Source organism: Streptomyces sp. NPDC002867 (genome assembly GCF_053591895.1).
Map to the genome: position 1 here is coordinate 1 of NZ_JBSFUR010000024.1, position 25,583 is coordinate 25,583.

Annotated in this window: 23 protein-coding genes, 1 pseudogene and 1 riboswitch; of the genes and pseudogenes, 19 read left to right on the top strand and 5 right to left on the bottom strand. The window is 71.4% G+C overall.

What is annotated here, in order from left to right:
* Nucleotides 1-237 precede the first annotated feature (237 nt).
* The 4 genes from rpe to ACWD0A_RS22320 all read left to right on the top strand — a co-directional run bounded on the left by rpe (nt 238) and on the right by ACWD0A_RS22320 (nt 4,747).
* Nucleotides 238-924, top strand: a complete 687-nt coding sequence (rpe, locus tag ACWD0A_RS22305; RefSeq protein WP_307716457.1) for a ribulose-phosphate 3-epimerase — start codon at nt 238-240, stop codon at nt 922-924.
* A gap of 105 nt (nt 925-1,029) precedes the next feature.
* On the top strand, nt 1,030-2,070 hold the full coding sequence (locus ACWD0A_RS22310; protein ID WP_451300626.1) for a sugar-binding transcriptional regulator: 1,041 nt from the start codon (nt 1,030-1,032) through the stop codon (nt 2,068-2,070).
* A gap of 159 nt (nt 2,071-2,229) precedes the next feature.
* Entirely contained in the window at nt 2,230-3,711 is a 1,482-nt protein-coding gene (locus ACWD0A_RS22315) for a GuaB1 family IMP dehydrogenase-related protein (protein ID WP_451300628.1), read from the top strand.
* A gap of 160 nt (nt 3,712-3,871) precedes the next feature.
* Nucleotides 3,872-4,747 (top strand): RNA polymerase sigma factor SigF, encoded by an 876-nt coding sequence (locus ACWD0A_RS22320; protein WP_451300630.1) that lies wholly within the window; start codon nt 3,872-3,874, stop codon nt 4,745-4,747.
* Between the two features lie 145 nt (nt 4,748-4,892).
* On the opposite strand, the gene ACWD0A_RS22325 is transcribed toward ACWD0A_RS22320, so the two are convergent.
* Nucleotides 4,893-5,294 carry an ATP-binding protein gene (locus ACWD0A_RS22325; protein WP_451300632.1) on the bottom strand — a complete coding sequence of 134 codons (402 nt, stop codon included), beginning with the start codon at nt 5,292-5,294 and terminating at the stop codon, nt 4,893-4,895.
* Between the two features lie 314 nt (nt 5,295-5,608).
* On the opposite strand from ACWD0A_RS22325, the gene ACWD0A_RS22330 reads away from it, so the two are divergent.
* The 4 genes from ACWD0A_RS22330 (at nt 5,609) to ACWD0A_RS22345 (ending at nt 10,280) form a co-directional block, all read left to right on the top strand.
* Nucleotides 5,609-7,087, top strand: a complete 1,479-nt coding sequence (locus tag ACWD0A_RS22330) for an amino acid permease (protein WP_451300634.1) — start codon at nt 5,609-5,611, stop codon at nt 7,085-7,087.
* A gap of 10 nt (nt 7,088-7,097) precedes the next feature.
* Nucleotides 7,098-7,553 carry an Lrp/AsnC family transcriptional regulator gene (locus ACWD0A_RS22335; protein ID WP_177153281.1) on the top strand — a complete coding sequence of 152 codons (456 nt, stop codon included), beginning with the start codon at nt 7,098-7,100 and terminating at the stop codon, nt 7,551-7,553.
* 170 nt (nt 7,554-7,723) lie between these two features.
* Nucleotides 7,724-8,521, top strand: a complete 798-nt coding sequence (locus ACWD0A_RS22340; RefSeq protein WP_451300636.1) for a carbon-nitrogen hydrolase family protein — start codon at nt 7,724-7,726, stop codon at nt 8,519-8,521.
* A 61-nt stretch (nt 8,522-8,582) separates the two neighbouring features.
* On the top strand, nt 8,583-10,280 hold the full coding sequence (locus tag ACWD0A_RS22345) for a flavin monoamine oxidase family protein (RefSeq protein ID WP_451300638.1): 1,698 nt from the start codon (nt 8,583-8,585) through the stop codon (nt 10,278-10,280).
* 41 nt (nt 10,281-10,321) lie between these two features.
* On the opposite strand, the gene ACWD0A_RS22350 is transcribed toward ACWD0A_RS22345, so the two are convergent.
* The 3 genes and pseudogenes from ACWD0A_RS22350 to ACWD0A_RS22360 form a co-directional block, all read right to left on the bottom strand.
* The gene (locus ACWD0A_RS22350) at nt 10,322-11,026 is read right to left on the bottom strand and encodes a DUF5995 family protein (protein WP_451300640.1); all 705 of its coding nucleotides are present in this window, start codon (nt 11,024-11,026) and stop codon (nt 10,322-10,324) included.
* 95 nt (nt 11,027-11,121) lie between these two features.
* A pseudogene (locus ACWD0A_RS22355) lies at nt 11,122-11,331 on the bottom strand (nitrate reductase); the annotation flags it as partial.
* Between the two features lie 142 nt (nt 11,332-11,473).
* A complete protein-coding gene (locus ACWD0A_RS22360; protein ID WP_451300642.1) occupies nt 11,474-12,691 on the bottom strand; it encodes an MFS transporter in 1,218 nt (405 codons plus the stop codon).
* Between the two features lie 115 nt (nt 12,692-12,806).
* Between ACWD0A_RS22360 and ACWD0A_RS22365 the strand changes: the two genes are divergently transcribed.
* A complete protein-coding gene (locus ACWD0A_RS22365; protein WP_451300644.1) occupies nt 12,807-13,976 on the top strand; it encodes an ROK family transcriptional regulator in 1,170 nt (389 codons plus the stop codon).
* Nucleotides 13,977-14,220: 244 nt separating this feature from the next.
* Here ACWD0A_RS22365 and ACWD0A_RS22370 read toward each other — a convergent pair whose 3' ends face one another.
* On the bottom strand, nt 14,221-16,563 hold the full coding sequence (locus ACWD0A_RS22370) for a chitinase C-terminal domain-containing protein (protein ID WP_451300646.1): 2,343 nt from the start codon (nt 16,561-16,563) through the stop codon (nt 14,221-14,223).
* 279 nt (nt 16,564-16,842) lie between these two features.
* Nucleotides 16,843-16,973, top strand: a riboswitch (FMN riboswitch).
* A gap of 142 nt (nt 16,974-17,115) precedes the next feature.
* Between ACWD0A_RS22370 and ribD the strand changes: the two genes are divergently transcribed.
* The 10 genes from ribD to ACWD0A_RS22420 all read left to right on the top strand — a co-directional run bounded on the left by ribD (nt 17,116) and on the right by ACWD0A_RS22420 (nt 25,568).
* Complete coding sequence (gene ribD, locus ACWD0A_RS22375) at nt 17,116-18,207, top strand: bifunctional diaminohydroxyphosphoribosylaminopyrimidine deaminase/5-amino-6-(5-phosphoribosylamino)uracil reductase RibD (RefSeq protein ID WP_451300648.1); 1,092 nt, start codon at nt 17,116-17,118, stop codon at nt 18,205-18,207.
* On the top strand, nt 18,208-18,816 hold the full coding sequence (locus ACWD0A_RS22380) for a riboflavin synthase (protein WP_451300650.1): 609 nt from the start codon (nt 18,208-18,210) through the stop codon (nt 18,814-18,816).
* A complete protein-coding gene (locus tag ACWD0A_RS22385; RefSeq protein WP_177153273.1) occupies nt 18,813-19,466 on the top strand; it encodes a nicotinamide mononucleotide transporter family protein in 654 nt (217 codons plus the stop codon). Before ACWD0A_RS22380 ends, ACWD0A_RS22385 begins: the two co-directional genes overlap by 4 nt.
* Entirely contained in the window at nt 19,463-20,752 is a 1,290-nt protein-coding gene (locus tag ACWD0A_RS22390; RefSeq protein WP_451300652.1) for a bifunctional 3,4-dihydroxy-2-butanone-4-phosphate synthase/GTP cyclohydrolase II, read from the top strand. The genes ACWD0A_RS22385 and ACWD0A_RS22390 overlap by 4 nt, the downstream gene beginning before the upstream one ends.
* 31 nt (nt 20,753-20,783) lie before the next feature.
* Nucleotides 20,784-21,269 carry a 6,7-dimethyl-8-ribityllumazine synthase gene (ribH, locus tag ACWD0A_RS22395; RefSeq protein ID WP_177153271.1) on the top strand — a complete coding sequence of 162 codons (486 nt, stop codon included), beginning with the start codon at nt 20,784-20,786 and terminating at the stop codon, nt 21,267-21,269.
* A 33-nt stretch (nt 21,270-21,302) separates the two neighbouring features.
* Nucleotides 21,303-21,575 carry a phosphoribosyl-ATP diphosphatase gene (locus ACWD0A_RS22400; protein ID WP_011027788.1) on the top strand — a complete coding sequence of 91 codons (273 nt, stop codon included), beginning with the start codon at nt 21,303-21,305 and terminating at the stop codon, nt 21,573-21,575.
* 53 nt (nt 21,576-21,628) lie between these two features.
* The gene (gene hisG / locus ACWD0A_RS22405) at nt 21,629-22,477 is read left to right on the top strand and encodes an ATP phosphoribosyltransferase (RefSeq protein ID WP_451300654.1); all 849 of its coding nucleotides are present in this window, start codon (nt 21,629-21,631) and stop codon (nt 22,475-22,477) included.
* A 15-nt stretch (nt 22,478-22,492) separates the two neighbouring features.
* A complete protein-coding gene (locus tag ACWD0A_RS22410; RefSeq protein ID WP_451300656.1) occupies nt 22,493-22,951 on the top strand; it encodes a PH domain-containing protein in 459 nt (152 codons plus the stop codon).
* 188 nt (nt 22,952-23,139) lie between these two features.
* Nucleotides 23,140-24,480 (top strand): hemolysin family protein, encoded by a 1,341-nt coding sequence (locus ACWD0A_RS22415; protein WP_451300658.1) that lies wholly within the window; start codon nt 23,140-23,142, stop codon nt 24,478-24,480.
* Nucleotides 24,477-25,568 (top strand): hemolysin family protein, encoded by a 1,092-nt coding sequence (locus ACWD0A_RS22420; protein WP_451300660.1) that lies wholly within the window; start codon nt 24,477-24,479, stop codon nt 25,566-25,568. Before ACWD0A_RS22415 ends, ACWD0A_RS22420 begins: the two co-directional genes overlap by 4 nt.
* The last annotated feature ends 15 nt before the right edge of the window (nt 25,569-25,583 follow it).

The following is a 25,583-nucleotide window of genomic DNA, read 5'->3' on the forward strand; positions in this document are numbered from 1 at the left end:
TGTCCGCCGGGCCGGGGCGCGGCGGCCGGGCCCGCCGCGCCCTCCCCTGAGGTCCGGTCGGGCCACCACTTCGGGTGCGATCCGCTGCTCGGCGTCCGCAGAGTGCTCCCGAGGACCCGGGACGGCCGGTCGAATGGCCGGTATTGCGGTGGGCTGTGCGCATCCTGCCGGGGGCTGGTCCGTACCGAGTTCCGTCCCGGGGAGGGGAAGCGCCTCGGAACATGGCAGGCTTGGCACATGGCCGTTCAGATCAATCCCAGCATCCTCTCCGCCGACTTCTCGCGACTGGCGGAGGAGGCCGAGGCCGTCGCCGGCGCCGACTGGCTCCACGTCGACGTGATGGACAACCACTTCGTGCCCAATCTGACCCTGGGCGTGCCGGTCGTGGAGTCGCTCGCCAAGGCGACGGACACCCCGCTGGACTGCCACCTGATGATCGAGGACCCCGACCGCTGGGCTCCGCAGTACGTCGAGGCCGGCGCCGGCTCGGTCACCTTCCACGTCGAGGCCGCCGCCGCTCCCGTGCGTCTCGCCCGTGAGATCCGCGCCAAGGGCGCGCGCGCCTCCATGGCGCTCAAGCCCGCGACGCCGATCGAGCCGTACGAGGACCTGCTCCCCGAGCTCGACATGCTGCTGATCATGACCGTGGAGCCGGGCTTCGGCGGGCAGGCGTTCCTGGACATCATGCTGCCGAAGATCCGCCGCACGCGGGAGCTGATCGCCAAGCACGGTCTCGAGCTGTGGCTCCAGGTCGACGGCGGGGTGTCGGCGTCGACGATCGAACGGTGCGCGGAGGCGGGCGCCGACGTCTTCGTGGCCGGCTCCGCGGTCTACAACGCGGACGACCCGGCCGCGGCTGTGCGAATGCTCCGCGACCAGGCGTCGGCGGCCACCGCCTCGGCCGCCTGGGCGTGCGGCCACTGAGGAAGCGCTCCGTGGCCGGGCTTGTTCAACCGATGTTGGCCCATCAGGGCTGATCAAGGACCGGCGGATCTGACAGGATGGCCGGACCCGGGAGTATGTGTACGTGTGTACAGCAGTGAGGAGATCGCGGTGACTGCTAGGCCGGCGGGACGGTCCGCCCTGCGGATGGGGCCCGCTGAGCTGGTGCAGGCGGCGGCCATGGCGCGTCGCTTCTATCTCGAGGGCAAGTCCAAGATCCAGATCGCGGAGGAGTTCGGCGTCAGCCGCTTCAAGGTCGCGCGGGTCCTCGAGACCGCCCTCGAACGTGATCTGGTACGGATCGAGATCCGGGTGCCCGCCGAGCTCGACGCCGAGCGTTCGGACGCGCTGCGCGCCCACTTCGGACTGCGGCACGCGGTCGTCGTCGAGTCCCCGGCGGAAGCGGACGAGTCACCCGACCCGGAGAACCTGGGCGAGGTGGCCGCGGACCTGCTCGGCGAGCTGGTGAACGAGGGGGACGTACTGGGTCTGGCCTGGGGCCGTTCGACGATCCACATGGCGGCGGCCCTGGACCGGCTGCCGCCGTGCACGGTCGTGCAGCTGACGGGCGTCTACGACGCGGGTACCGCCGAGCGCGGCTCCGTCGAGGCGGTACGGCGGGCGGCCCAGGTCTCCGGCGGCGAGGCCCACCCCATCTACGCGCCGATGCTGCTGCCGGACCCGGCGACCGCGGCGGCGCTGCGGCACCAGACGGGGATCGCCCGTGCCTTCGACTACTTCGACAAGGTGACCGTCGCCTGCGTCTCCATCGGCTCCTGGGAGCCGGGCATCTCGACGGTCCACGACATGCTCTCCGACGAGGAGCGCGCCCACTACGCCTCGCTCGGCGTGGCGGCGGAGATGTCCGCGCACCTCTTCGACACACAGGGCCGCCGCGTCGGGCGCGACCTGGGGGAGCGGTGCATCACGGTCGAGGCCGACCGGCTCCGGCGCATCCCCGAGGTCGTGGCGATCGCGGGCGGCCAGCGCAAGGCGGAGGCGATCGCGGCGGTGCTGCGCTCCGGTCTCGTGACCAGCCTGGTCACGGACACCGCGGCGGCCGACCAGCTGCTGACGTCGGAACCGGGCCAGCGGCCCGCGCTGGAGCGCGCGGACCCGGACGACTGACGGGGCGGTGGGCCGCGCGTCGCAGCGCGGTCCGCCGACCCCCGTGACCGGTGTTTGGAGGATCCGCTCGACGCACGGCGCCGTGACTGGAGCTTTCGCCGGGGCATGACAACGGACCCGGCATGGGAGAATGAAGTACGTGCGTTTTCCCCGGCTGCAATGCCCGGGGATCCTCCGATCGACTGGGATGTTCAGCACGTGCGTTTCCTCAATGACCAGAAGCCGCCGTACGACCTGACGTACGACGATGTGTTCATGGTGCCGAGCCGTTCGGCCGTGGGTTCCCGCCAGGGCGTGGACCTGTCCTCCCCCGACGGCACCGGTACGACCGTCCCGCTGGTCGTCGCCAACATGACGGCCATCGCCGGCCGCCGGATGGCCGAGACCGTCGCCCGCCGCGGCGGACTCGTCGTGATCCCCCAGGACATCCCGATCGACGTCGTCACCGACGTCATCTCCTGGGTCAAGACGCGCCACCACGTGCTCGACACCCCGATCGTCCTCGCGCCGCACCAGACCGTCGCCGACGCCCTGTCGCTGCTGTCCAAGCGGGCCCACGGCGCCGGTGTCGTCGTCGACGACGAGCACCGCCCCATCGGCATCGTGACCGACCACGACCTGGCCGGCGTGGACCGCTTCACCCAGCTGTCCGAGGTCATGTCCAAGGACCTCCTGCTGCTGGACGCGGACATCGACCCGCGCGAGGCGTTCAACCGGCTCGACGGCGCCAACCGCCGCTACGCCCCCGCGGTGGACGGCGACGGCAGGCTCGCCGGCGTCCTCACCCGCAAGGGCGCGCTGCGCGCCACGCTGTACACCCCGGCCGTCGACGCGCAGGGCAAGCTGCGCATCGCCGCCGCCGTCGGCATCAACGGCGATGTGGCCGGCAAGGCCAAGCAGCTGCTGGACGCCGGTGTCGACACGCTCGTCGTGGACACCGCACACGGCCACCAGGAATCGATGATCAGCGCGATCAGGGCCGTGCGGGGCCTCGACCCGCACGTGCCGATCGTCGCGGGCAACATCGTGGCGGCCGAGGGCGTGCGCGACCTCGTCGAGGCCGGCGCGGACATCGTCAAGGTCGGTGTCGGACCGGGCGCCATGTGCACCACCCGCATGATGACCGGCGTGGGCCGCCCGCAGTTCTCGGCCGTCCTCGAATGCGCCGCCGAGGCGAAGAAGTACGGCAAGCACGTCTGGGCCGACGGCGGTGTCCGTCACCCGCGCGACGTCGCCATGGCGCTGGCCGCCGGCGCGTCGAACGTGATGATCGGCTCCTGGTTCGCCGGGACGTACGAGTCCCCGGGCGACCTCCAGCAGACCGCCGACGGACGCCTGTACAAGGAGTCCTTCGGCATGGCGTCCAAGCGCGCCGTGCGCAACCGCACCAGCGAGGAGTCCGCGTACGACCGGGCCCGCAAGGCGCTGTTCGAGGAGGGCATCTCCCACTCGCGCATGTTCCTCGACCCGGCCCGCCCGGGCGTCGAGGACCTGATCGACTCGATCATCGCGGGTGTGCGCTCCTCCTGCACGTACGCCGGTGCCGGCTCCCTCGAGGAGTTCGCCGAGAAGGCGATCGTCGGCGTCCAGAGCGCCGCCGGTTACGCGGAGGGCAAGCCGCTGCACGCCAGCTGGAGTTGATGCGGCCGCGTGGCCGGCACGTCCGGCTTCCGCGCCAGTCGCGGGGGTCGGACGCCGTGTTCCCGCCCGGGTTTTTCGCTTCCTCCGAAATCCCGTGCATGGGTGGGGACATCGGGGGTAGGCGCGCCTTCGCACTGACATCGGAGCAGGGGAGGACGAAGTGTCCACGGCGAGCACGGTCCCGACCGAACTCACGCAGCCTGGAGTCCAGCGCCCGGATATGGCGGAGCTGAATCTTCCGGATGTGCGGAATCCGGGGGAGGTTGCACCCAAGGACGCCCGCGAGATCTCCAAGGTCTTCTTCGAGCGGCTCGACTCGCTCGAAGAAGGCACCCATGAGTACCAGTACGTCCGCAACACTCTGATCGAGCTCAACCTGGCCCTGGTCAAGTACGCGGCCGGCCGCTTCCGCAACCGCGCCGAACAGATGGAAGACATCGTCCAGGTCGGCACCATCGGCCTGATCAAGGCGATCGACCGCTTCGAACTCAGCCGCGAGGTCGAGTTCGCGACGTTCGCCGTCCCGTACATCGTCGGTGAGATCAAGCGGTTCTTCCGCGACACCAGCTGGGCCGTCCATGTGCCGCGCCGGCTCCAGGAGTTGCGGATCGACCTGGCGAAGGCCGTCGACGAGCTCTCCCAGAAGCTGGACCACACGCCGACCACCGCCGAACTCGCCGAGCACCTGGGGCTGGACGAGGAGGAGATCATCGAGGGCGTCGTCGCCAGCAACGGCTACACGGCCGGATCCATCGACATGCCCATGGACGACGCCTCCGACCACGGCGCGGCACCGCTGTCCGACCGCCTGGGCGCACCCGACGCCGACCTGGAGACGGCGGAGAACGTGCAGGCGCTCAAGCCGCTGATCGAGGAGCTCGACGACCGCGACCGGCGGATCCTGCGCATGCGCTTCGGCGAGGAGATGACGCAGTCGGAGATCGGCGCGGAGCTGGGCGTGTCCCAGATGCACGTGTCGCGGCTGCTGACCCGGATCACCGGGCGGCTGCGTGAGGGGCTGCTCGTGGTGGAGTGACACCACCGCAGGAAACGGGCGGCGGGACCACCGCCGCCCGTCCCGGAACCACATTCCCCCCACGGCAGAAACGGCGTCCTGGCAGACCAGGACGCCGTTTCTGTACGTGAGGGCGTCAGCAGGATGCCTTGTGTACGTGAGAGCGTCAGCAGGTTGCCGCCGACGGACGCATCCAGGTCGCCTGGACCGTCTTCCCGTACGGCTGCGGGCAGACCTCGACGCGGCCCGCGAGCCGCTGCACCATGTGCCAGCCGAATCCGCCCTCGCCCGAGAAGGAGGGCGGGCGCGCGACGGGCGGCAGCGGGCTGGAGTCCTCGATCTGCACGACGAGCGTGTCCGCACCCGCCGTCAGGTGCAGGCGCCACCAGCCGGCCGTATGCCTGACCGCGTTGGAGACCAGCTCGGAGACGACGAGCAGCACGGCGTCCGGGTCCGCCCAGGGGCAGTGGTGCAGCAGGAACTCCGCCGTGGCCGTACGGGCCCCCGCGGTGTGTCTGCTCTCCGGATGCGGCAATTCCTCGATCACCACATCGCGCTGTGCGTTCATCACCGGCTCGTCTACCCGGTCCGCGCGCGTCTATGGGAGTGTCTCGCCGCACACCCCCTGCGACGCCTCCCGTGATCTTCTCGTTCACCCGGGCGCAATGTTTCCCCGTGTGCCGCGTCAGCGCGCAATGATCGGCCGCCGATGCGCAACAACGGTGCATTACGGCTGTGAGCTGCGGACTCGTAGGCTCGGGCCCCGTACCAGGAGTGGCGGTGACCGTCTGCTCGGCGGTCCCTTCCCCCTGCGTGGTTCCACGCCTGCGGGCCGCCGGAGGTCCCCCTCGCCGATCCCCGCAGCGATGAAGGAGCCCCGACGTGCTGGACCACGGAGCAGCGCCGCCCGCGACCGAGTCACCGTCCTCCCCGAACCCCACTCGCGGCCCCGGCCTCGGCGCGCGGCTGATGCGCCGCAAGCCCGTCGAGCGGCTGGTCGCCGAGGGCGGTCAGGGGGAGGGCGGAGCGCTCCGCCGCTCGCTGACCATGTGGCAGCTGACGATGATCAGCATCGGCGCGACGCTCGGCACGGGCATCTTCGTCGTGCTCGGCGAGGCCACCCCGCTCGCCGGCCCCGCCGTCGCGGTCTCCTTCGTCCTCGCGGGCCTGACCGCGCTGTTCTCGGCCCTGTCGTACGCCGAGCTCGCCGGGTCCATCCCGGTCTCGGGCTCCTCGTACTCCTACTCGTACGCCACCATGGGTGAGCTCGTCGCCTGGATCTGCGGCTGGTGTCTGGTGCTGGAGTACGGCGTCTCGGTCGCGGCCGTCGCGGTCGGCTGGGGCGAGTACGTCAACGAACTGCTCGACGGCACGATCGGCGTCACGATCCCGGACGCGGTCGCCGCGCCCCTCGGCGAGGGCGGCTTCATCAACCTGCCCGCGCTGATCGTCGTCCTGCTCGCCATGGTCTTCCTGATGGGCGGCGCCAAGGAGAGCGCCCGCATCAACACGATCATGGTCGTCATCAAGATCGCGACGCTGCTGCTCTTCTGCGGCATCGGCTTCCTCGGTATCAAGGCCGGCAACTACACCCCGCTCGCCCCGCTCGGCGTCACCGGCATCAGCGCGGCGGCGGCGACGCTCTTCTTCTCGTACATCGGCTTCGACGCCGCGTCGACCGCCGGCGAGGAGGCGAAGAACCCCAAGCGGGACCTGCCGCGCGCGATCATGCTGTCGCTGCTCATCGTCACCGTCCTGTACTGCCTCGTCGCGCTGATCGCCGTCGGCGCCATGCCGTGGCAGGACTTCGAGGGCACCGAGGCCGCGCTCGCCCAGATCATGAAGGACGTCACCGGCCACAGCTTCTGGAGCGTGGTGCTCGCGGCGGGCGCCGTCGTCGCCATCGCGAGCGTCGTCTTCGCCGTGCTGTACGGCCAGACCCGCATCCTCTTCGCCATGTCCCGGGACGGCCTCGTGCCCAAGGCGTTCGCCAAGGTGGACGAACGCACCGGAACGCCCCGCGCCAACACCTTCATCGTCTCCGCCTTCTGCGCGGTGCTCGCCGCCACGATCCCGCTTGGCGAGCTCGCCAACGCCACCAGCATCGGCACGCTCTTCGCGTTCGCGCTGGTCAACGTGGCCGTCATCATCCTGCGCTACACCCGGCCCACCATGAACCGGACGTTCCGGGTGATGCTGTTCCCGCTCACACCGCTGCTCGGCTTCGGGTTCTGCCTCTGGATGATGATCAGCCTTCCGGGCGCGACCTGGGTGGTCTTCGGTGCCTGGATGGCCGCGGGCCTCGTGTTCTACTTCCTGTACGGCCTTCGCCGCTCCCGACTCGCCACAGCAGAGAAGTGATCCACCCGCAGTGCGACTGAACGATCTCGACGAACGCATCGTCCACGCCCTCGCCGAGGATGCCCGCCGCTCCTACGCCGACATCGGAGCGATGGTCGGCCTGTCCGCCCCCGCCGTGAAGCGCAGGGTGGACCGGCTGCGCGCGGAAGGCGCCATCACCGGATTCACCGTGCGGGTGGACCCGGCGGCGCTCGGCTGGGAGACCGAGGGCTTCATCGAGATCTACTGCAGTCGCAACACCTCGCCCGAGGCCATCGAGCGCGGGCTCAAGCGCTACCCGGAGATCGCGTCCGCCTCCACCGTCACCGGTGACGCGGACGCGATCGTCCAGGTCTTCGCCGCCGACATGCGCCACTTCGAACGGGTGCTGGAACGGATCGCGGGCGAGCCCTTCGTAGAGCGCACCAAGTCGGTGCTGGTGCTCTCGCCGCTGCTGCGGCGCTTCTCGTCGGGCGCGCCCGCGTAGCCTCGGCGGAGAACCGCGCAACGAATCGCCGCGGGAGGCACCGGCCACGCAACGGATCGTCCATCGGTCCGCAACGGTTGCGTCTTGTCCCCGCCGAGCGCGAAAACGTACCGTTTTTGACGTCTCACCGACACCTTCTCCTCCGCCCCCTTCACGACAGAGGTCTGCCGATGCCGTCGCTGCGCACCGCCCTGCTCCAGAGCTCCGGACGGCCCGGTGACGTCACCGAGAACCTGAAGGCGCTCGACGAGGCCGCGGGCCGCGCTGCCGCCGCCGGCGCGCGCCTGCTGGTGTGCCCCGAGATGTTCCTCACCGGGTACGCGATCGGCGACGACGTGCCGAAGCTGGCGGAGCCCGCAGACGGCCCCGGCGCCCGTGCCGTCGCCGAGATCGCGGTGCGCCACGGCATCGCCGTCCACTACGGCTACCCGGAGCGCGCCGGCGACCTGATCCACAACTCGGCGCAGCTGATCGGACCGGACGGCGAGAGCCTCGCGAACTACCGCAAGACCCACCTCTTCGGCTGCTTCGAGCAGCAGTGGTTCACCCCCGGTGACACCGCCGTCGTGCAGGCGGAGCTCGACGGCATCCGCATCGGACTGCTGATCTGTTACGACGTGGAGTTCCCCGAGAACGTGCGGGCCCACGCGCTGGCCGGCACCGACCTGCTCCTCGTGCCCACCGCCCAGATGCACCCCTTCCAGTTGGTCGCTGAATCGCTCGTGCCGGTCAGGGCGTTCGAGAGCCAGATGTACATCGCGTACGTCAACAGGACCGGGCCCGAGGGCGAGTTCGAGTTCGTCGGACTCAGCTCGCTCGCGAGCCCCGACGGCGCCGTCCGCACCCGCGCAGGACGAGGCGAGGAACTCGTCGTCGGCGACGTCGACCCCGCACTCCTCGCCGCCTCGCGCGAGAACAACCCCTACCTGCGCGACCGGCGGCCCGGCCTCTACCGCTCCCTGGTCTGACCGCCGCCCCCTCCCCGCCTCCCCCCGCTTCATCGTTTTCCGTGCAAGGAGTCCGTACCCCATGACGTCCACGGTGCCCACCACCGCCGTCCAGCACAGCGACGAGCAGCCGCCGATCACCATGTTCGGTCCGGATTTCCCGTACGCCTACGACGACTTCCTCGCCCACCCGGCGGGGCTCGGCCAGATACCCGCGACCGAGCATGGCGCCGAGGTCGCCGTCATCGGCGGCGGTCTGTCCGGCATCGTCGCCGCGTACGAGCTGATGAAGATGGGCCTCAAGCCCGTGGTCTACGAGGCGGACCGCATCGGCGGACGCCTGCGCACCGTGGGCTTCGAGGGCACCGGCACGGACGAGCTGAGCGCCGAGATGGGCGCCATGCGTTTCCCGCCCTCCTCCACGGCCCTGCAGCACTACATCGACCTGGTGGGCCTGACCACCAAGCCGTTCCCCAACCCGCTCGCGCCCTGCACCCCCTCCACCGTCGTGGACCTCAAGGGCGAGTCGCACTACGCCGAGACCATCGACGACCTGCCGCAGGTCTACCGCGACGTGATGGACGCCTGGAACGCCTGTCTGGAGGAGGGCGCCGACTTCTCCGACATGAACCGCGCCATGCGCGAGCGCGACGTACCGCGCATCCGCGAGATCTGGGCGAAGCTCGTCGAGAAGCTGGACAACCAGACCTTCTACGGCTTCCTGTGCGAGTCGGAGGCCTTCAAGTCCTTCCGCCACCGCGAGATCTTCGGCCAGGTCGGCTTCGGCACGGGTGGCTGGGACACCGACTTCCCGAACTCCATCCTGGAAATCCTGCGCGTCGTCTACTCCGAGGCCGACGACCACCACCGCGGCATCGTCGAGGGCAGCCAGCAGCTCCCGCTGCGCCTGTGGGACCGCGAGCCCGAGAAGATCGTCCACTGGCCGCTCGGGACCTCGCTGTCGTCGCTGCACGACGGCGAGCCGCGGCCCGCCGTCACCCGGCTGAACCGCACCGCGGGCAACCGGATCACGGTCACGGACGCCTCCGGCGACATCCGTACCTACCGGGCGGCCATCTTCACCGCGCAGTCGTGGATGCTGCTCTCCAAGATCGCGTGTGACGACTCGCTCTTCCCGATCGACCACTGGACGGCGATGGAGCGGACCCACTACATGGAGTCCTCCAAGCTGTTCGTCCCGGTGGACCGGCCGTTCTGGCTGGACAAGGACGAGATCACCGGGCGCGACACGATGTCGATGACGCTCACCGACCGCATGACCCGCGGCACGTACCTGCTCGACAACGGTCCCGACAAGCCGGCCGTGATCTGCCTGTCGTACACCTGGTGCGACGACAGCCTGAAGTGGCTGCCGCTGTCCGCGAACGAGCGGATGGAGGTCATGCTCAAGTCGCTCGGGGAGATCTACCCGAACGTCGACATCCGCAGCCACATCATCGGCAACCCGGTGACCGTGTCGTGGGAGAACGAGCCCTACTTCATGGGCGCGTTCAAGGCGAACCTGCCCGGCCACTACCGCTACCAGCGCCGCCTGTTCACCCACTTCATGCAGGACGGGCTGCCCGAGGACAAGCGCGGCATCTTCCTCGCCGGCGACGACATCTCGTGGACGGCCGGCTGGGCCGAGGGCGCCGTGCAGACCGCGCTGAACGCCGTCTGGGGCGTCATGACCCACCTCGGAGGGTCCACCGACCCGTCCAACCCCGGTCCCGGCGACCTCTACGACGAGATCGCGCCCGTCGAACTGCCGGAGGACTGAACCGCCGCCCCGGCTCCGCGTGCCCGTGGAGCCGGGGCGCGTCAACGCCAGGGGGTCAGCAGGCAGCGGCCCACCAGACCGACGCCCGCGTCGAGGCGCTCGGTGAACTCCTCGGCCAGGTCCGGCAGATCGCGCAGCCCCCACAGCAGCCGCGCCGCCGACCACGCGCCCTCCCTGGCGCGGTCCAGGCTCCACGAGCCGACGAGATGCGTCAGGGGGTCGGCGATCTGCAACAGGTCGGGCCCGGGCATCACGTCCTCGCGGATGCGTTCCTCCAGCAGCACGAGCACGTCGCCGACCCGGTCGAACGCGCCCTCCAGGTCGGCCGGTTCGCAGCCGAGCACATGGCAGGTGTCGACGACGGCGAGCGCCAGGTCGTGTCCGATGTGCGCGTTGATCCCGGCGAGCGCGAACTGGAGCGGCCGTACGCCGGGATGGCGGCGGTACTGGAACAGCGGCCGCCAGCAGGCCGGCGGGCGCAGCCCCTCCGACGCCGTGTCGACCGCCGACAGGTAGCGGCGGGCGAACAGCACGTCGAGCGTGACGGCGGCCCGCCGGTCCGCGAACAGGCCGTCGTCGATGTGCCGGCCGATCTCCCGGGTGACCGCGAGATAGACACGGTTGAACACCGCGAGGCCGTCCCCGGCCGGCCAGGCGGAGCCGTACGCGAGCATCCGCCGCACCACCGAGTCGACCGCCGCCGGGACGTCGCCCGGGAGCACTGCGAGCTGTTCACTCTGCGCCATGGAGGCAGGGTCCCAGGCCGCGGCCGGGCGGCGCGGTGACGGGCCGCGGCTTCCCCGGAAAGGAGGACGAGGCGCCTCCAGGAACCCGCTCCGGGCGCGCTCCGGGCGTCCTCGGCGTCCTTCGCGTCGTACGAGGAGGTCCCGGAGCCCAGCAGGGGCTCCTGCTCCTTCATCCGCTCCTTCATGTGCGCCGGGGCGAAGGCGCGCAGCACGTGGTAGCCCGTGATGACGACGATCGTGCCGAGCGCGATGCCGCCGAGCTCGAAGGTGTCGGTGATCTTCAGGCTGACGCCGCCGCCGCCGACGCCGACCCGAAGCCGCGCTCCTGAACCGGACCCGTGGCGAGCGACGCTCTGAGCGACCGCACGACGACGTACGCGCACGGCTCGCGGGTGCTCGTCCGGCTGGACGCCGGCAGCCCGCGGCCCGCGCCCGGGAGCGAGCGGTTCAGGGACGCCGGCCGGGCACTGGCGCGTCCTGCGGACTGACGACCTTCAGGCTCTCCCGGCCTGCCGTCCGCAGCACGCCCGCGCCCGGCACCAGCCCGAGCGCGAGCGCGGTCACCAGGCCGAAGGAGACGACGAGGCTGGTCGCGTCGGCGACGGCGCCGATGGCCGAGGGCGCGATGAGTCCGGACGTGTACGTGATGGTGGCGACGCCCGCGATCGCCTGGCTCGGGTTCGGCCCGCTGCGGCCCGCGGCCGCGAACGCCAGCGGCACGACGACCGCGACCCCCAGCCCGATCAGCCCGAACCCGCACAACGCCACCCCCGGACGGGCTGCGACGACCACCAGCAGCCCGCCCGCCGTCGCCAGCGCACCGCCGACGCGCACCGTGCGCACCGGCCCGAACCGGTCGACGATCCGGTCGCCGGCGAGCCGCGCCACCGCCATCGTCAGCGCGAAGGCCGTGGTCGACGCGGCGGCGAGCCCCGGCGACGTGTCCAGCACGTCGCGCAGGTACACCGCGGACCAGTCCAGGCTCGCGCCCTCCGCGAACACCGCGCAGAATCCGATCGCGCCGATGACCAGCGCCGACCTGGGCGGCAGCGCGAAGCGCGGCGGCGGCTCCTCGTCGGGGGTGCTGCGCAGGTCCAGTACGCCCTGACAGGCGATCAGCCCGAGCGCGGTGAGCGTCGCGGCCGCGAGCACGTGGTGGAGGCGGGCGTCGCTGCCCAGATGGGCGGCGAGTGTGCCGCCCGCCGAGCCGATCAGCGCGCCCGCACTCCACATGCCGTGCAGCCCGGACATGATCGAGCGGTCGAGGCGGTTCTCGATCTCCACGCCCAGGGCGTTCATCGCCACGTCCGACATGCCCGCGGTCGCGCCGAACGCGAACAGCGCGGCGCACAGGGTGAAGAGGTTCGGCGCGAGGGACGGGAGGACCAGGCTCAGGGTCCACAGCGCGAGGAGTCCGCGCAGCGCGGTCCGCGCCCCGAAGCGGTGACTGATCGCCCCGGCCAGCGGCATCGCCACGGACGCGCCGAGCGCCGGGAACGCCAGCGCCAGTCCCAACTGGCCCGCGCTGACGCCCGCGTGGTCCTGAATCCAGGGAATGCGGGTCGCGAAGCTGCCGGTCACGGCGCCGTGCACACAGAAGACGGCGGCGACGGCGACGCGGGCGCGCTTCAGCCGGCCCGGCTCCGTGGCCATTTCCCTCGACATGCGGATATCCCTCCCCGAGTACGTGAGCCGTAAACTATCAGGGACCCTTCCTGATAGTGATGGATTTCGTGCTCCTCGTCCCTGAGCGGCCGGGGCAGTCTGGAAGGATTCCGGCATGCCCGCATCCCCGAGCACCGCCCGGGCCATCAACGACCGGCTCGCCCTGGAACTCCTCCAGCAGGAGGGCCCGTTGACGGCAGGTCAGCTGAAGAGCCTCACCGGCCTGTCCAGGCCGACGGTCGCCGACCTGGTGGAGCGGCTCCAGGGCTCCGGCCTCGTCCGCGTGGTCGGCGAGGCGGGCGCGGACCGGCGCGGGCCCAACGCCCGCCTGTACGGCATCGTCGCCGACCGCGCGCATCTCGCCGCCCTCGACGTCCGCACGCAGAGCGTCTCCGTCGTGGTCGCCGACCTGCTCGGGACCACGCTGGCCGAGGCCACGCTGCCCATCGACGGTGACACCGGCACCGAACCCGCCGCCGAACAGGCCGCCGCGCTCCTGGAGGGCGCCGTCCGTGAAGCCGGTGCCGCCCGCCTGCACAGCGTGGGCATCGGGGCGCCGGGGCTGATCGACCCGGTCGCCGGAGAGCTGCGCGGGTCCAGCGGGCTGCCCGCCTGGCACCGGCGTCTGGTCACCGCGCTCCAGGAGCGGCTCCCCGCACAGGTGGTCGTCGAGAACGAGACGAACCTCGCGGCCCTGGCCGAGCAGCGCGCCGGTGCGGCCCGCGACCGGGAGACGTTCGCCTTCCTCTGGCTGGGCCACGGCGTCGGCGCGGCGCTGTTCCTCGACGGACGGCTGCGCAGGGGCGCGTCCGGGGGAGCGGGCGAGATCGGCTTCCTGCCCGTGCCGGGGACGGCGGGCCTGCCGTCGGCGGTCGACTGCGGCGGCGGTTTCCACTCGCTGGCCGGGTCGGCGGCGGTCTGCGCGCTGGGGGAGCGCCATGGGATCGCGGCGCCGGCCGGCGGTCCGGAACCACGGGCCGCGGCGGTGGTCGCGGCCGCCGTGGCCGAGGGCCGGGACGACTTCCTCGACGCCCTCGCCGACCGCCTCGCGGTGGGCGCGGCGGCGGTCGTGTCGGTGCTGGACCCGGGCTGCGTGGTCCTCGGCGGAGAGGTGGGCCACGCGGGCGGCGCGGCGCTGGCGTCGCGCGTGGAGGCGCGGCTCGCGAGGATGTCACCGCTGCGGACGGAGGTGCGTGCGGGGGAGCTGGGCGGGTCGGCGGTCCTGAGCGGCGCGCTGCGAGTGGCTCGCGAGGCGGCGCAACGGGAACTGTTCGCGGGGGCGTGACGCCGGCGCGGGGTTCTTTCCCCTCCGCGCCCTCCCCCTACGGCCTGGCGGCCGTGGGAGGGACCCCCAGACGGGCTGATTTCGCTCCGCGAGATCCAGCCTCGCCGGCGTTTGAGGCGCGGGGTTCGGGGCGGAGCCCCGACGAGGGCGCCGCGCCCACCAGTCCCGTCCGCCCGGGGCAGCGCCCCGGGAAGGCCCGGCGGCGGCAAGGGCCTGGGACCGCCGCCGGGCCGCATGGGAGGGGTCAGCAGGCGCCGAGGTCCTGCCAGACACCCCACTCACCCGTGGTACCGGGCTCCTCCCCCTTCGTCCACCACTTGGACTTCCACGTGCGCGACCGGTGGGAGACCGTCGTCCCCCCGCCGTACTCCGTCGACGCGGACCACGCCGGCGCGGTGCACGCCCCCGGCGTGGGCGTGGGGGTCGGCGACGGCGATGTACCGCTGCCCGGCTCCACCACCGTCGTCCCGCGCGCCAGGTCCCCGGCGAGCGCGTACGTCTTCCCCCCGAACGTCACCGTCCAGTTCGACGGCGTCGACGTCGGCAGGTAGTACACGAAGTCGAGCTCCACCGACGCCCCCGGCGCCAGCGTCTGCCACGCCGGCAGCTTCAGCGAGACCCGGTGGAAGTCGCCGTCGAGGCCGCCCACGTTGTTCCCGCTGTGGTCGCTGCGCACGACCGTCGTGCCGAAGCCGGACTGGTCCTTGGCGTTCGCCGGGGCCGAGGTGGCGTAGTCGAACTGGAACTCCGTCCCGCCCGGCAGTGTCGCCTTGGAGTTGTTGGTGATCTTCAACTTGGGGCTGATCGGGTAGTTGGAGTCGCCCAGCGGGAACTGCCCGAAGCCCACGTCCACCATGATCGCCTCGCCCGGCAGAGCGGTGTTCGACCGCTCGGCGCCGTAGGGCGAGGCCGCCTTGAACTTCTCGTACATGGTGGAGGTGAGGGTGTCACCGGCCTCGTACTGCCCCTTCGCCGCGTTCCAGCCGTAGTCGCCCGCCAGCTCCCACACCATCGTGCCGCCGATGCCGCGGTCGACGACGTAGTCCGCCTTGGCCGCCACCGACTGCTCGTCCTCCGTGGACAGGAAGACCTTCTTGTCGGCGTTCCACAGCCAGGGCGCGACCAGCGTCGCGTCGTACTTGCGCACATAGGCGCCGGTCAGCTTCGTGCCGGCGGGGAATCCGTAGCGGGTGACGTAGTCGCCGACGATCCCCTTCTCCAGGTTCTTGGCGTGCCACATCGGGTTGGAGCCCGCGGGGGACTCGTTGCCGCCTGTGTCCTTGTCGTGCCAGAGGTTGTCGATGCCGACGGCCCCGTCACCGCACTTGGTCAGTCCGCCGCCCGCCGGGCAGGTGGTCGACGGCGCCCTGCCCCACAGGCCGTCCGTTCCGCCCTGGACGTTCTTGAAGCCGCGGGTGTAGTACGGCAGCCCGATGTTGATCCGGCCGGCCGGCATCGAGCCGCGGAAGTAGTGGTACGCCCAGTCGGTGTTGAGGTAGCCGATGCCGCCGTACTGGGCCGTCGAGTACACCCCGGCCGCCGCGAGTTCGGCGTCCTTGCCGTCGTCGAACAGCGAGGCGTTCGGCCCGACGTACTCGTTCCACGCGCCGTGCAGGTCGTACGACATGATGTTGACGTAGTCCAGGTACCTCTGGACCTGGAACGTCTCCATCCCGCGCAGCAGGTAGCCCGACGAGGGCGCCGCCACCGTCAGCAGGTAGTGCCTGCCGTCCGCGGCGCCGGCGCGGTCGAGCTTCTCGCGCAGGGTCTTCATCAGCGCCGCGTAGCCCTTGACGAGCCCGGCCCGGCGGTCGTTGGAGATCGAGTGGTCGAGGGGATTGCCGGCGTCCTTCATGGTCGTCGGGTACTCGTAGTCGATGTCCACGCCGTTGAAGCCGTACTTCTTGACGAAGGCCACGGCCGAGTCGGCGAAGGTGCCGATCCCGGCATGGTTCACCGAGCCGTCCGGGTTGGTGGCCATCGAGTAGAAGCCGCCGGAGGCCACCCGCTCGCCGCTGTCGTCGAAGTACCCGCCGGTCTCCGCCCAACCGCCCACGGAGATCAGCGTCTTCACGTCCGGGTGCTGCTTCTTGTACTTCGTCAGCAGGTTGAAGTGACCCTTGTACGGCAAGGAAGGGTCCATCTCCGCACCGGCCACGCCCGGCCAGGTCATGCCGGTGGCGGCGTTCTTCTCGCCGTCCGCGCCGACGGAGAGCCTGCCCGCCCCGTCGATGTGCGCGAAGGCGTAGTTGATGTGGGTGACCTTGTCCCACGGGATGTCGGAGGCGAGGTACGCGGGGGCGCCGTCCTTGCCGGTGCGCCAGCCGGTGAAGTAGCCGATGACCCGGCGGCGGTGGTCCGCGCCCATCCTCTCGCGGCCGTCGGTGTCGTAGACGGAGCAGTACGGGACGTCGACGCCCGGGGTGGAGGAGAGCCCGTCGGGGCGACACGATTCTCCCCCTGACTGCGTCGGGGGGACTCCCGGGGACGCGGCTTGGGAGACGCCGGACGAGAGCGAGCCGGCCAGCAGTGCGGCGGCTGCGCCGGCTGCGAGCAGCGATGCTCGTCTGTGGGTGGGGGACTGCACGGTCGGTTCCTCCTGGTGGGGGTCCCGAGACGCCCCGCCAGGGGCGCCCAAGGAAGAGTTCGGCTCGGCTCAACTGGCATGGGGATGACGTGCGTTGGCCCGCCGGTGTGCGCACAGCGGCGGGCCGGTCCGCGGAGGTGACGCAGAGATTAAGAGGACTAGACCAGTGAGTCAATAGGTCTGGACCTTTCCGTGCGACTGTGTCATCTGTGAGTCAGTCCACAGCGTTCACCCGCATGGCCGAGCGTCCGGCATGGCACACTGGCCCTGTATCAGCAGCAGCGCACTCCGGGGTCGGTGCAATTCCGAACCGGCGGTTACAGTCCGCGACCCGTCCGCATCCAGCGGCCGGTTGACCAGGTGAAATTCCTGGACCGACGGTTAAAGTCCGGATGGGAGGCAGTGCGCGGCGGGCGACCCTCACGGGTGTGCCGGCCGTACGGGTACGGATCGACGTTCGCGGCGATCCTGTGCCATCGGTCTCGGCGTTCCCCGTGCGGTGTTGTTTCCCGCTCTCTGTCGTCACCGACAGGCCCCGGAGTCCGTGCCCGAATGAGGCAGGAGGACCCGGTGGCCACAGCCGACACGGACGCCATGCGGCAGGCGATCACGCTCGCCGCCCGCGGTCTCGGCTCCACCAGCCCCAACCCGGTCGTCGGGTGCGTCGTCACCGACGCCGCCGGACGGGTCGTCGGCGAGGGCTTCCACCAGCGCGCCGGCGGGCCGCACGCCGAGGTCCATGCCCTGCGCGCCGCCGGTGACCTGGCCCGCGGCGGCACTGCGTACGTCACCCTCGAACCCTGCAACCACACCGGACGCACCGGCCCCTGCGCACAGGCCCTGATCGAGGCCGGTGTCGGCCGTGTCGTGTACGCGGTCGCCGACCCGACCCCGCAGGCCACCGGCGGGGCCGACACCCTGCGCGCCGCCGGGGTCCGGGTCGAGCAGGGGCTCCTGGAGGACGAGGCCGAGGCGGGCAACGCCGCCTGGCTCACCTCCGTACGCCTCGGCCGCCCCCACGTCACCTGGAAGTACGCGGCCACCCTCGACGGCCGCATCGCCGCGGCCGACGGCACCAGCCGCTGGATCAGCTCGCCCGAGTCCCGGGCCGATGTGCACCGCCTGCGTGCCGAGTCCGACGCGGTCGTCGTCGGCTCGGGCACCATGCGGACCGACGACCCCCACCTCGCGGTGCGCGGCGTCGAGGGCGCGACCCAGCCCCTGCGGGTCGTCGTCGACAGCGACGCCGCGGCGGTGCTGCCCGGCGCGCGTGTGCTCGACGACGCGGCGCCCACGCTCGTCGCGATCGCCGAGGACGCCGAGAGCGACCTGCCCGACGTCCTGCGCCTGCCGCGCACCGAGCGCGGGCTGTCCGTGCCTGCGCTGCTCGCCGGGCTGCACGAGCGCGGCGTCCGCTCCGTCCTCCTCGAAGGCGGGCCGACCCTCGCCGGAAGCTTCGTCACCGCGAACGCCGTCGACCGCGTCGTCGGCTATCTCGCGCCCGCACTCCTCGGCGCGGGCCCCGCGGCCCTCGCCGACGCCGGAATCACCACCATCGCCGAAGCGTTGCGGCTCGACGTCACCGAGACCGTGCGCATCGGGCCCGATCTGCGCATCACCGCGACCGTCACCAAGGGAGCTTGAGTGTTCACCGGAATCGTCGAAGAGCTGGGTGAGGTCACCGCCGTCGAGAACCTCGGCGACGCCTCCCGCTTCCGCCTGCGCGGACCCGTCGTCACCGAAGGGGCCAAGCACGGCGACTCGATCGCCGTCAACGGTGTCTGCCTCACCGTCGTGGAGACCGGCGACGGCGAGTTCACCGCCGACGTGATGGCCGAGACGCTCAAGCGCTCCAGCCTCGGGGCCCTCACCACCGGCTCCCGCGTCAACCTGGAGCGCCCGATGGTGGCCGACGGACGCTTCGGCGGCCACATTGTCCAGGGGCACGTCGACGGCACCGGCACCATCGTCGAGCGCACCCCCTCGGAGCACTGGGAGATCGTGAAGATCTCCCTCCCCGCCGAGCTGGCCCGGTACGTCGTCGAGAAGGGCTCCATCACCGTCGACGGCGTGAGCCTCACCGTCGTCGAGGCGGGCCCCGACTACTTCACGATCAGCCTGATCCCCACGACGCTCGCCCTGACCACGCTCGGCGTCAAGCAGAGCGGCGACCCCGTCAACCTCGAGGTCGACGTCATCGCCAAGTACGTCGAGCGGCTGCTCGGCGCGGAGCCGAAGGAGAGCGCGAAGTGAGCGCTCTGAGCTGGCTCAACACGGAGGCGTTCACCCTCTTCGGGCAGCACATCATGTGGTCCGACATGATCGGTAACACCATCGGGCTCGTCGCGCTCGCCCTCGGCTGGCGCCGCTCCGTCCTCACCTGGCCCGCGCAGCTGCTGTCCGGAGTCATCCTCGTCGGGGCGTACGCCTCCGCCCATCTCAGCGGCGGCGTCGGCAAGCAGCTCCTGGTCATCGGCGTGGCCGCCTGGGGCTGGCACCAGTGGACCCGCGGCCGCCGGCAGGCCCAGGACGGCTCCATCGCCGTCCGGTTCGCCTCCTGGAAGGAGCGCGGCTGGCTCGCCGCCGGCGCGGTGCTCGGCACGCTCGCGGTAGGCGGCCTGTTCACCGCGTTCCCGTCGCTGTCCTGGAGCCCGTGGGCCGACGCCTACATCTTCGTCGGCACGCTGGTCGCGATGGTCGCCCAGGCCCGCGGCCTGGTCGAGTTCTGGTTCGCCTGGCTGCTGGTCGACCTCGTCGGCGTGCCGCTCGCCTTCAGCAGCGGCCTCGCCTTCTCCGGCCTCGTCTACGTGATCTACTTCGCCCTCGTCGTCTGGGGCGCCTACGACTGGTGGCAGCGCTCGCGCCGGAGTGCCGCGCCCGCTCTGGAAGGAGTCGCAGCATGACTGCCCTGCCCGCCTGGTACGCCGCCGACAGCTTCGAGGACCTCGCGCTCGACTCCGTCGAGCAGGCCATACGCGACATCGCCGCGGGCCGCCCGGTCGTCGTCGTCGACGACGAGGACCGCGAGAACGAGGGCGACCTCGTCATCGCCGCCGAGAAGGCCTCGCCCGAGATCATCGCCTTCATGATGAGCGAGTGCCGCGGCCTCATCTGCGCCCCGATGGAGAGCGACGAGCTGGAGCGCCTGGAACTGCCCCAGATGGTGGGCAACAACACCGAGTCGATGCAGACGGCCTTCACCGTCTCCGTCGACGCGGGCCCCGCCTACGGCGTCACCACCGGCATCTCCGCCTCCGACCGCGCCACCACGCTCCAGCTGCTGGCCGGCGGGCAGGCCGGCCCGTCCGACTTCGTGCGGCCCGGGCACATCTTCCCGCTGCGCGCCAAGCCCGGCGGCGTGCTGACCCGTCCCGGCCACACCGAGGCCGCCGTCGACCTCGCGCGGCTCGCGGGGCTGCGCCCGGCCGGCGCGATCGTCGAGATCGCCGGTGAGGACGGCGTCATGCTGCGGCTGCCCGAACTCGTCCCGTTCGCCCGCAAGCACGGCCTGACGATCATCTCCATCGAGGACCTGATCGCCTACCGCCGCAGCTCCGAGCCGACCGTCAAGCGCGAGGCGGAGGTCAACCTGCCCACCGCGCACGGACAGTTCACCGCCTACGGATACCGCTCCACCGTCGACGGCGTCGAGCACGTCGCCCTCGTCCACGGCGACCTCGGCGACGGCGAGGACGTGCTCGTGCGCGTCCACTCCGAGTGCCTGACCGGCGACATCTTCCACTCGCTGCGCTGCGACTGCGGGCCCCAGCTGGAGGCCTCCATGGACCGCATCACCGAGGCCGGCCGCGGCGTCGTCGTCTACCTGCGCGGTCACGAGGGCCGTGGCATCGGACTGCTGTCCAAGCTGCGGGCGTACGAGCTCCAGGAGCGCGGCCGCGACACCCTGGACGCCAATCTGGAGCTCGGACTGCCCGCCGACGCCCGCGACTACGCGGCCGGGGCGCAGATCCTCGCCGACCTCGGGGTGCGCAGCACACGGCTGATGACCAACAACCCCGACAAGACTGCCGCGCTCATCCGGCACGGCATCGCCGTCCTCGGACGCGAGCCGATGCCCGTGAAGGCCGGCGAGCACAACCTGCGGTACCTGCGCACCAAGCGGGACCGGATGGGCCACGACCTGCCCTGGCTCGACGCCGCCGGCACGTCCGCCTGCAACAACCAGTAAGACAGCCACAGAGCATCAAGGAGACACGTACGTGAGCGGCAAGGGCGCACCCGAACTGAGCGTGAAGAACTGCGGCGACCTCCGGGTCGCCGTGATCGCGGCGCAGTGGCACGAGAAGATCATGGACGGACTCGTCGACGGCGCCCTGCGCGCCCTCCACGAGCTCGGCATCGACGAGCCGACCCTCCTGCGGGTCCCCGGCAGCTTCGAGCTGCCGGTCGTCGCCAAGGTCCTCGCCGGCCGCGGCTACGACGCGATCGTGGCGCTCGGAGTCGTCATCCGCGGCGGCACTCCCCACTTCGAGTACGTGTGCCAGGGCGTCACCCAGGGCCTCACCCAGGTGTCCATCGACACGGGCGTCCCGGTCGGCTTCGGCGTACTGACCTGCGACACCGAGGAGCAGGCGCTCGACCGGGCCGGACTGGAAGGGTCGAACGAGGACAAGGGGCACGAAGCGGTCACCGCCGCGGTGGCCACCGCGACCATCCTGCGTTCAGTATCCGAACCCTGGCGCTGAGGGGAGCCCACTTCCGCGTAGGGTGGGAGCACCATGTCCAAGAAGACGTTCGAGGAGCTCTTCACCGAGCTCCAGCACAAGGCCGCCAACGGCGACCCCGCCACCTCCCGCACCGCCGAGCTGGTGGACAAGGGCGTGCACGCCATCGGCAAGAAGGTCGTCGAGGAGGCCGCCGAAGTGTGGATGGCCGCCGAGTACGAGGGCAAGGACGCCGCCGCCGAGGAGATCTCCCAGCTGCTGTACCACGTCCAGGTGATGATGGTCGCGCGCGGGATCTCCCTCGACGACGTCTACGCCCACCTCTGAGCCCGCCCCGCCCGTACGTACGTACACCCACGCGAACGAAGGAAGCCCGTCTCATGCTGCGCATCGCCGTCCCCAACAAGGGTTCACTGTCCGGACCTGCGTCGGCGATGCTCCATGAGGCCGGCTATCAGCAGCGCAAGGAGTCCAAGGAACTCGTCCTCGTCGACCCCGAGAACGAGGTCGAGTTCTTCTACCTGCGCCCCCGCGACATCGCGATCTACGTCAGCTCCGGCAAGCTCGACATCGGCATCACCGGCCGCGACCTGCTGCTGGACTCCGGTGCGAACGCCGAGGAGATCCTCCAGCTGGGCTTCGCCCGCTCCACCTTCCGCTACGCCACCAAGCCCGGCACCGCGAAGGGCGTCCAGGACTTCGGCGGCATGACGATCGCCACCTCCTACGAGGGCATCGTCGACAAGCACCTCGCCGACAACGGCGTCGACGCCTCCGTCGTCCACCTCGACGGCGCTGTCGAGACCGCGATCGAGCTGGGTGTCGCCGAGGTCATCGCGGACGTCGTCGAGACGGGCACCAGCCTGCGCAACGCGGGCCTCGAAGTGATCGGCGAACCGATCATGACCTCGGAGGCCGTCGTCATCCGGCGCACCGGAGCCGACGCCGAGGACCCGCAGGTGCAGCAGTTCCTGCGGCGTCTCCAGGGCGTCCTCGTCGCCCGCAGCTACGTGATGATGGACTACGACTGCCGCGTCGAGAACCTGGAGCAGGCCGTCGCGCTCACCCCCGGGCTCGAGTCGCCGACCATCTCCCCGCTCCACCACGAGGGCTGGGTCGCCGTCCGCTCGATGGTCGCCGCCAAGGAGGCCCAGCGGATCATGGACGACCTGTACGCGCTCGGCGCGCGGGCCATCCTCACCACGGCCATCCACGCCTGCCGGCTCTGAGGGACGGCCCGACAGATGCCCACCGCGACACCCCGCGTCCCCGCGCTCCCGGTCACCTTCAGGCCGACCCGCACCCGGATCGTCCTGCTCACCGTGGGCGCGGTGATGTGCACCGTTCTCATCGCCGTCACCCTCCTCCTCGAACGCCTCAGCGGTCCCGAGCGGGTGAGCTTCATCTTCACCGCGCTGCTCTTCTTCGGCGTACTGGCGCTGCTCAGCAGGCCGAAGGTGGTCGCCGACGAGGACGGCGTGACCGTCGTCAACCTCACCCGGACGCGCCGGCTCGCCTGGCCCGAGATCCTGCGCGTCAACCTGCGTCCCGGTGACCCCTGGGTCTTCCTCGACCTCAGCGACGGCACGAGCCTGCCGGCCCTCGGCATCCAGCCGGGCATCGCCAAGGCACAGGCCATCGACGACGCCCGCGCCCTGCGTGCCCTCGCCGAAACCCACGGCACCCGCCCGGACACCCCCTAGCCACACAACTGCCCCCGCCGCCCCCGGCTTGATTACTCTGGTGGGCGGCGGCGCCAGGTGCGCCCCGCCCCGCACGTGCGGCCCCAAGCGGCCGGCGGGGCTTTCCTACGACCCGAGGAGTGACTCCCTCCGGCAATGGACGGATCGTCCGGTAGTACCTGCGCCGCCCCCTCACAGGAGGCGGCGGCATGATCATCCCGTTTCTGCTGCTCGCCGCAGCGTTCCTTCTCATCCTCGCCAACGGCTTCTTCGTGGCGGCCGAGTTCGGCCTCGTCACCGTGGAGCGACCCGACGCCGAGCGTGCCGCCGCCGAAGGCGACAAGCGCGCCCGCCGGGTCGTCGCCGCTCTGCGGCAGCTGTCGTTCCAGCTCTCCGGCACCCAGCTCGGCATCACCATCACCTCTCTGGTCGTCGGCATGCTCGCGCAGCCGGCGCTCGCCCAGCTGCTCGACGGACCGCTCACCGCCACCGGACTGCCCGACGGCGTCGTCCCCGGCGTCGCCGTGGTGATCGGCATGCTGCTCGCCTCGGCCCTCCAGATGGTCATCGGCGAACTCGTCCCCAAGAACTGGGCGGTGTCGCGGCCCCTGCAGGTCGCGCGCTTCGTCGCAGGCCCGCAGACGCTGTTCTCGGCCGTCTTCCGGCCCGTGATCACCCTGCTCAACGCCGCGGCGAACCGACTCGTACGGCTCTTCGGCGTCGAGCCCGCCGAGGAGCTGGCCTCCGCCCGCACCCCGGGCGAACTGGTGTCCCTCGCCCGTCACTCGGCTCGGGCCGGCGCGCTGGAGCAGGACACCGCGGACCTGTTCGTACGGACCCTGTCCCTGGGCCACCTGACGGCCCAGCACGTCATGACCCCGCGGGTGAAGGTGAGCGCGCTCCAGTCGGACGCCACCGCCGCCGACGTCCTCAACCTCACGCGTGCCACGGGCCTTTCCCGGTTCCCCGTCTACCACGAGCGCATCGACGAGATCGTGGGAATGGTGCACCTCAAGGACGCGCTCGCGGTCCGGGCCGAGGAGCGCCGGCGCGTGCGGGTGTCCCGCATCGCCGTACCGCCGCTGCTCGTTCCCGAGACGCTGCCCGTGCAGCACCTCCTCGAACGGCTGCGCAGCGAACAGCCGATGGCCGTCGTCGTCGACGAGTACGGCGGCACGGCCGGCGTGGTCACCCTCGAGGACATCGTCGAGGAACTGGTCGGCGAGGTCCGCGACGAGCACGACGCCGAGGCCGACGCCCGGCCCGAGCTCGTGCCCGTCGCTCCCGAGGACGGCAGGCCGGCCTGGGAGGCCGACGGAAGCTGCCGGGTCCTCACCCTGCGCCGGATAGGTCTCGACGTGCCCGACGGCCCGTACGAGACCGTCGCCGGCCTCGTCGCCGACCTGCTGGGCCGCATCCCCGTCCCCGGCGACCGGGCCGAACTGCCCGGCTGGCGCCTCGCGGTGCGTCAGGTCGACCGCTACCGCGCCGAGCGCGTGCGCCTCGTGCGCACCGCCGACGTACCGGCGCTGACGGAGGCCGCCCGATGAGCGCCGTCCAACTGCTGTTCGCCCTGCTCCTGGTCCTGGCGAACGGTTTCTTCGTCGGGGCCGAGTTCGCCCTCGTCTCCGTACGCCGCAGCCAGATCGAACCGCTCGCCGCCGACGGCTCGGGGCGGGCCCGGCAGGTCCTGCACGGGCTGGAGAACCTGCCGCAGATGATGGCGGCCGCCCAGTTCGGCATCACGGTCTGCTCGCTCACCCTCGGCGCCGTCGCCGAACCGACCGTCGCGCACCTCCTGGAGCCCGTCTTCCACGCGGCCCGTGTCCCCGAGGGGCTGATCCACCCTCTCGGCTACGTGATCGCGCTGGCGGTCGTCGTCTTCCTGCACCTCGTCATCGGCGAGATGCTGCCGAAGAACCTGGCCATGGCCGCGCCCGAGCGGACGGCGCTGTGGCTCAGCCCCGGCCTCGTCGGTTTCGCCCGGCTGTGCCGTCCGGTGACGGCGGGGCTCGGCGCCTGCGCCAAGCTGGTGCTGCGCGCCTTCCGGGTCGAGCCGAAGGACGAGGTGGAGGCCGTCTTCACCAGCGACCAGCTGGGACAGCTCGTCGAGGACGCCGGCCAGGCCGGACTGCTGGCGCCCGCGGAACAGGAGCGTCTGGAGGACGCGCTGGAGCTGGGCAGCAGGCCGGTGAGCGAGGTGCTCATCGCCCGGTCCGCACTCGTGACCGTGCCGCCGTCGGTGACGGCGCGGCAGGTGGAGGAGCTGACCGTCCGCACGGGCTACTCCCGGTTCCCGGTGTCCGCCGGGGGCACCGGGCCCTTCATGGGCTATCTGCACGTCAAGGACGTGCTGGACCTGGAGGACGGCGAGCGGCCCGTGCCCCAGCACATCTGGCGGCCGATGGCGACGCTCCGCGCCGAGCTGCCGCTCGACGACGCGCTCACCGTGATGCGCCGCGCGGCGACGCACCTGGCGCAGGTCGCCGACGAGTCCGGGCGGGTGCTCGGCCTCGTCGCCCTGGAGGACGTGCTGGAGATGCTGGTGGGCGAGGTCCGCGACCCGGCCCACCGCGTCACGGTGCCGGCACGGGCGCCGAGGACGTCCGCCAGCCCGGACTCGGCCCTCGTGAGCTGAGCCGGGCGCCCCGGC

Excerpts from the sequence above, each read along its gene's own strand:
- rpe (WP_307716457.1), top strand. The coding sequence starts at position 238 with ATGGCCGTTCAGATCAATCCCAGCATCCTCTCCGCCGACTTCTCGCGA.
- ACWD0A_RS22315 (WP_451300628.1), top strand. The coding sequence starts at position 2,230 with ATGCCCGGGGATCCTCCGATCGACTGGGATGTTCAGCACGTGCGTTTC.
- ACWD0A_RS22325 (WP_451300632.1), bottom strand. The coding sequence starts at position 5,294 with ATGAACGCACAGCGCGATGTGGTGATCGAGGAATTGCCGCATCCGGAG.
- ACWD0A_RS22340 (WP_451300636.1), top strand. The coding sequence starts at position 7,724 with ATGCCGTCGCTGCGCACCGCCCTGCTCCAGAGCTCCGGACGGCCCGGT.
- ACWD0A_RS22345 (WP_451300638.1), top strand. The coding sequence starts at position 8,583 with ATGACGTCCACGGTGCCCACCACCGCCGTCCAGCACAGCGACGAGCAG.
- ACWD0A_RS22350 (WP_451300640.1), bottom strand. The coding sequence starts at position 11,026 with ATGGCGCAGAGTGAACAGCTCGCAGTGCTCCCGGGCGACGTCCCGGCG.
- ACWD0A_RS22360 (WP_451300642.1), bottom strand. The coding sequence starts at position 12,691 with ATGTCGAGGGAAATGGCCACGGAGCCGGGCCGGCTGAAGCGCGCCCGC.
- ACWD0A_RS22365 (WP_451300644.1), top strand. The coding sequence starts at position 12,807 with ATGCCCGCATCCCCGAGCACCGCCCGGGCCATCAACGACCGGCTCGCC.
- ribD (WP_451300648.1), top strand. The coding sequence starts at position 17,116 with ATGAGGCAGGAGGACCCGGTGGCCACAGCCGACACGGACGCCATGCGG.
- ACWD0A_RS22390 (WP_451300652.1), top strand. The coding sequence starts at position 19,463 with ATGACTGCCCTGCCCGCCTGGTACGCCGCCGACAGCTTCGAGGACCTC.
- ACWD0A_RS22400 (WP_011027788.1), top strand. The coding sequence starts at position 21,303 with ATGTCCAAGAAGACGTTCGAGGAGCTCTTCACCGAGCTCCAGCACAAG.
- hisG (WP_451300654.1), top strand. The coding sequence starts at position 21,629 with ATGCTGCGCATCGCCGTCCCCAACAAGGGTTCACTGTCCGGACCTGCG.
- ACWD0A_RS22410 (WP_451300656.1), top strand. The coding sequence starts at position 22,493 with ATGCCCACCGCGACACCCCGCGTCCCCGCGCTCCCGGTCACCTTCAGG.
- ACWD0A_RS22415 (WP_451300658.1), top strand. The coding sequence starts at position 23,140 with ATGATCATCCCGTTTCTGCTGCTCGCCGCAGCGTTCCTTCTCATCCTC.
- ACWD0A_RS22420 (WP_451300660.1), top strand. The coding sequence starts at position 24,477 with ATGAGCGCCGTCCAACTGCTGTTCGCCCTGCTCCTGGTCCTGGCGAAC.